Annotated in this window: 3 protein-coding genes and 1 pseudogene; 2 read left to right on the top strand and 2 right to left on the bottom strand. The window is 75.5% G+C overall.

Translation table 11 applies throughout. The features are described 5' to 3' along the window. Positions 1–101: 101 nt before the first annotated feature. The gene (locus ACFWA9_RS38095) at positions 102–1,493 is read right to left on the bottom strand and encodes a pyridoxal phosphate-dependent decarboxylase family protein (RefSeq protein ID WP_380393960.1); all 1,392 of its coding nucleotides are present in this window, start codon (positions 1,491–1,493) and stop codon (positions 102–104) included. Between the two features lie 1,065 nt (positions 1,494–2,558). Here ACFWA9_RS38095 and ACFWA9_RS38090 point away from each other — a divergent pair. Together ACFWA9_RS38090 and ACFWA9_RS38085 are read left to right on the top strand one after the other, a co-directional pair. Next, positions 2,559–2,936, top strand: coding sequence for a hypothetical protein (locus ACFWA9_RS38090; protein WP_352296988.1), 378 nt, complete (start codon positions 2,559–2,561; stop codon positions 2,934–2,936). Between the two features lie 208 nt (positions 2,937–3,144). Beyond that, on the top strand, positions 3,145–4,449 hold the full coding sequence (locus tag ACFWA9_RS38085; protein ID WP_380393957.1) for a YncE family protein: 1,305 nt from the start codon (positions 3,145–3,147) through the stop codon (positions 4,447–4,449). 108 nt (positions 4,450–4,557) lie between these two features. On the opposite strand, the pseudogene ACFWA9_RS38080 reads toward ACFWA9_RS38085, so the two are convergent. After that, positions 4,558–5,234, bottom strand: a pseudogene (locus ACFWA9_RS38080) (MFS transporter); the annotation flags it as partial.

Here is a 5,234-nt window from a genome sequence, read left to right as displayed (position 1 = left end):
GTCCACCCCGGGTGGGGTGGACGGGCCGCGGCCTTCCGGGGTGTCGGGGGCGTCGGGTACCGGGGTGCGGACCACCGGCGCCGACACCCGACCGCGGCCGGTCAGCTCGCGCCGGCCGCCGCGCGCAGCGCCGCCAGGACGCGGCCGGTGTCGGTCGCGGTGGTGCGCCAGTTGCTGAAGGCGGCGCGGACCGCGGGCACCCCGTCGTACACCGTCGGTGTCAGGAACGCCTCCCCGGAGGCCGCGACGCGGCGCAGCAGGGCGTCGACGTCCTGCTGCGCGGGCCGCCCGGCGAGGGTGAAGCAGACCACGTTGAGGCGCACCGGCGCGAGCAGCCGGAAGGCCGGATCCGCGGCGAGGGACGCGCCCAGCCGGGCCGCCTCGGCGCAGTTGCGCTCCACGATCTCCCGGTGGCCCGCCCGGCCGTAGGCGGTGAGCGCGAACCAGGCCGGCAGGGCCCGCAGCCGCCTGGAGTTCTCCGGGGCCAGGTGCACCGGGTCCGGGTCGCCGGTCGGGGCGCCGAGGTACGGCGAGGCGTTGTGGAAGGCGGCCACCTGGAGGTCCCGGCGGCGGGTGAACTGCACGGCCGCGTCGTACGGGACGTTCAGCCACTTGTGCAGGTCGACGCAGACCGAGTCGGCCGCGTCCAGACCGTCGACCAGGTGCGCGTGGGCCGGCGAGAGCGCCGCGAAGGCACCGAACGCGGCGTCGACGTGCAGCCAGAACGGGTACCGCTCGCGCAGCGCGGCGATCGCCCGCAGGTCGTCGAAGTCGACGGTGTTGACCGTGCCGGCGTTGGCGACCACCACGGCCGGACGCCCGTCCAGGGCCGCGAGTTCGTCGGCGAGCGCGGCCACGTCGACCGCCTCCCGCCCGTCCATCGTCCGCACCTGCCGCAGGGCGCCCCGGCCGAGTCCGAGTACGGACAGCGCCTTCCCGATGCTCGAATGCGCGGCGCCGGACAGGACGTCGACCGGCCCGAGGGCGGCGAGGCCGTCCTGGGTGACGCTGACGCCGCGCCGCTCGCCCACCCACTCACGGGCGACGGCGAGGCCGACGAGGTTCGAGGTCGTCGCGCCGCTGACGAAGACGCCCGCATGGGCCTCGCCGAGGCCGAAGAGGCCGCGGAGCCAGCCGATGGTCTCCTGTTCCAGGTCGGCCGCGGCCGAGCCGGTCCGGTTGCTGACGTTCTGGTCGAAGGCGGCCGTCAGCCAGTCTCCGGCGAGCGCGGCCGGGGTCGCCCCGCCCGTGACGAAGCCGAGGTAACGGGGGCCGGCGCTGCCGCTGAACCCCGGCTCCCAGCGTTGGGCGAACAGCTTCAGCGCGCCGTCGGTGCCGCTCCCCTCGTCGGGCAGCGGCTCCACGGGCCCGGGCGCGCCGGGCGTCACCACCGGCCGGTCGGCGAGGCCCGCGAGCACGTGCGCGGCGCGATCGCCGACCGCGTCGAGGAGTTCGGGCAGTCGGGCGAGGTCTTCACCGAGGCGAGGATGCATGCGGACAGCCTAGGCTCGGGCCCGGCCGGGGCCAACGGCCCCCGGGGCGGGACGCGGCCCGCGGGCCGTGGGACGGCCGCGAGCTTCTGCCGGTGCCGCCGGCGAAGCCCGACTCCCCTGCCACGGCGCGTACTTCAGGGGCGCCGACACCTGCGGCTCTCCCCACCGGTGAGCGGAGGCGTCCGGCGCCCTGGGGCTCTGCCCTCAGGGCTCACCGGCCGGGCCGACACATCCCGGCGGCGTCGCACCGGGTAGGGCGGGCGCCCGCCGCGACGCGGCGCCGGGCAGACGGTTTCCGAACTCGACCGCGGTACAGGGGTTTGCCGCACGCGATCGGGGTCAGAAGTGCCGCGGGGCGTCGCGCCTCCCGATCGGGGCCATCCCCCCCCGGACCGGTCGGGACCGCGCGCGACGCCCGTGCGGTTCCCAGGGTCCGCCGCCACTCCCCCTCCCGGCGGCGGACCTGGGCCCGCTCCCCACCTCCGTCGTACGCCGTGACCCTTCGGGTCGGCGGCCGCCGACACCCCCGTGCCCCGTCGTACAGCTGAACCCACCTCAGCCGGCCCACCACGGCCGGGGCGGCGCCGTGAGGGCCTCGGCGGGAGCGGCCGGTTTCACCCATCCTCTACAGTCCTGTAGATTTTGGCTGGCAGCGGGCCGAACCGGCCCGGCCGAGGCGCGACCTGGTGGCGACACCGACGCGCCCGTGCCGACGCAGTGCCGATCGAGTTCTCCGGGGGAAGCGACCGTGGTCCCACCGCTCAGACTCCGCCCGGAGGGCCGAGTCGGTGGCGGGCACGTCCTGGCCCGGGGTGCCGGTCGGCGCACGCGGATCGGCAGCCGGGAGCACCGCGGCCGTGACGGAGCGCGAACGCTGCGGCCGGCACCGCCGATCGGTCCGACCGCCGGAACCGCGTCGGCGGCGCGGGTGGGCGCCGCCGCCGGGGTGGCGGAGGCTCCCTGACGTCGTGCCACCGGGCGCTGTCCGGACGCCCGCCTCTGACGGGGCGTGCCCAGGCCGAGAGCCGCGCCCGCAGGACACCATGGAAAACAGCAGGAGGAACAGTGAAGTCGCGCATCATCGCGAGAGTCGTCCCCGCCCTCGTTCTGGCCGGCCTGATGCTGGGCTCGCCGGGCGTCGCCGCGGCCGCGCCGGCCGCGGTCCACGCGGCCGGGTCCGTCGCCCGACCCGCGGAGTCCGGCGTCGACCGGGCGGGGGCCGGAGCGGCGCCCGCCGTCGCGCAACCGGTCGAGAACCGCTCGGCCCGGGCCGCCGCACTCGCGGCCGACGACAAGAAGGAGAAGAAGAAGGGCGGCTTCTTCAAGAAGCTCGGCATAGCCGTCCTCGTCGTCATCCTGTTGATCGTGCTGTTCGCCGTCGGGCTCGTCGTCGCGATCGTCTTCGCGATCCGCGCCATCTTCCGCCGCCGCCGGGAGGCGTGAGCACCGGCCCGGATGCCGGGGGCGGGGCGGCCGTGCGGCTCCGGCCCGGGGCAGGACGAGTGCGCCGGGCCACCGCCTGCGGGCGGTGGCCCTCCCCAATTGGTGCGCGCAGACGTCTTGGCAGAAGGAGGGGGCCTTCCCTACCGTCGAGTAACGCAATCGACCGACGCCCACCCCCCACTCTGCGCGTCTGCGCGAAGGAGCGGCGATGTCCCCGCACGCGTTATCGTCCGACGCCCGCCCGTCCCGCCGGAACCGGCCCGTCAGGGCCGCCGTGGGCGCCCTCGCGGCCGCCCTCGTCCTGCCCCTCGCCGCCGTCGCCCCGGCCGCCGCGACGGCCGGGCCGGCGCCCGGGCACGTGCGCGCCCTGCGCGAGGTGATGTTCGTCGGCAACAACTGGGACGGCACCGCGGACGTCATCCGCTCCACCGGTGACCTGGCCAGGATCGGCCGTGTCAACGTCGTCCCCGACAAGGACCAGCGGCTCACCGAGATCTACCTCAACCCCGTCAAACTCGCCTACTTCCTGGGCATCCGGCTGGGCCCGGGCGAGGGCCACGACCAGTTCGTCGACGACATGTACTCCACCCCGGACGGGTCCGCGGTGGTCGTCTCGCGCCCGAGCTTCGCCGACGTCGTCTCCATCGACCTCGCCACCGGGCGGATCAACTGGCGCTTTCCCGTGTCGGGTTACCGCTCGGACCACATGGCGCTCTCCCCGGACGGCACCCGCGTGGCGGTCTCCGCCTCCACCTCCAACACGGTCCATGTGCTGGACGTCCGCACCGGCGCGCAACTCGGCTCGTTCGCGACCGGGGACAAGCCCCACGAGAACCTCTTCACCGACGGCGGGCGGCGGATCTGGAACATGTCGATCGGCGAGGTCAACACCGCCCTCGACGCGCCGTGGCTGGACTGGACGAAGGGCGACCGCCGGATCACCGTGGTCGACGCCGACACGTTCGCGCCGGTCAGGGTCATCGACATGCGGGAGCGGCTGGACGCCGCCGGCCGCTCGGACCTCTCCGACGCGATCCGCCCGGCGGCGTTCACCCCGGACGGGTCGACGCTCTACTTCCAGGTGTCCTTCTTCAACGGCCTGGTCGAGTACGACGTCGCCGCCGACCGGATCACCCGGGTCAAGACCCTGCCGAAGAACCCCGCGACCAGCGAGGACCGCACCACCTGGGTCAACGACTCGCGCCACCACGGCCTGTCGATGAGCCCGGCCGGTGACAAGCTCTGTGTCGCCGGCACCATGGACGACTACGCGACCGTGGTCGACCGGGCCACGCTCCAGGAGGGCCCGCTGGTGCCCGCCTCGAAACCGTACTGGGCCACCGTGAACGGCGACGGCACGGCCTGCGTGATCTCCGAGAGCGGCGCCGACCAGGTCACCGCGATCGACTTCGCGACTGGACAAAAGACCGTCTCCGTACCGGTCGGCGACCACCCGCAGCGCGTGCGCCTCGGCCACGTGCCGGCCGACTGGACCGGCCCCTCGGGGGCGTGACCCGGGCCGGCCCGGGCGTCCGGTCGTCCGGTCGTCCGGTCGGCCCCGCCGCCGCCCCCGCCGCCCGTTCGCCGCACGGACACTGCCGGGACGGACGCGGTGGAGCGGCTACCGGGACAGCGCCCGGTCCGACGGGGTGCCGGTGTCCGCTCCCGGACCGGGGCGGCGCCGGACCAGCCGCAGCGCCACCGCGACGGCGCCCAGCAGGACGCAGGTGCCCAGGGCGGCGTGCAGGAGCAGCGCGTCGAGCCGGTCCGCCGCCAGGTAGGCGCCGACGGCGAGCGCCACCAGGGCGCACACCCCGCGGTCGATGATCGACTCCAGGGACAGCAGGGTCGCCCGGTAGGGGGTCGGCGGGATGGCCGCGTTGATCAGGTAGCGCTGGACCGGGTAGGCGAGGCCGGTGGCGGCGGCGAACACGCACAGCCACGCGATGGTCGCCGCCGCACCGGACAGGGCGGTGGCGGCCAGCGATCCGGCCATCACGAGGCTCAGCACGGTCACGGCCGCGGTGTCCGAGAGCCTGGCCCGGATCCAGCCGGGCCGGGAGGAGCCCAGCGCCTCGGCCACCGTCATCGCGGAGAGCACCGCGCCGTGGTCGGCGACCGGGACGGCCCTGGCCAGCAGCAGCGGCTGGAACAGGTTGACCTGGCAGATCCGGGCCAGGGTGAAGATCGCCACGCCCTGGACCATCAGCGGTCCCAGGGCCCGGGAGGTCCGCAGCACCTTCCACGCCTGACGCACGGAGTCCAGGAAGCCTCCGCCGGCCGCGGCCGCGGCCGGCG

Origin of the sequence: Kitasatospora sp. NPDC059973 (assembly GCF_042737525.1) — a bacterium.
GTDB lineage: Bacteria > Actinomycetota > Actinomycetes > Streptomycetales > Streptomycetaceae > Kitasatospora.
Note: the sequence above shows the minus strand (reverse complement) of the source record. Positions and strands in the feature narration are given on the sequence as shown.

Excerpts from the sequence above, each read along its gene's own strand:
- ACFWA9_RS38095 (WP_380393960.1), bottom strand. The coding sequence starts at position 1,493 with ATGCATCCTCGCCTCGGTGAAGACCTCGCCCGACTGCCCGAACTCCTC.
- ACFWA9_RS38085 (WP_380393957.1), top strand. The coding sequence starts at position 3,145 with ATGTCCCCGCACGCGTTATCGTCCGACGCCCGCCCGTCCCGCCGGAAC.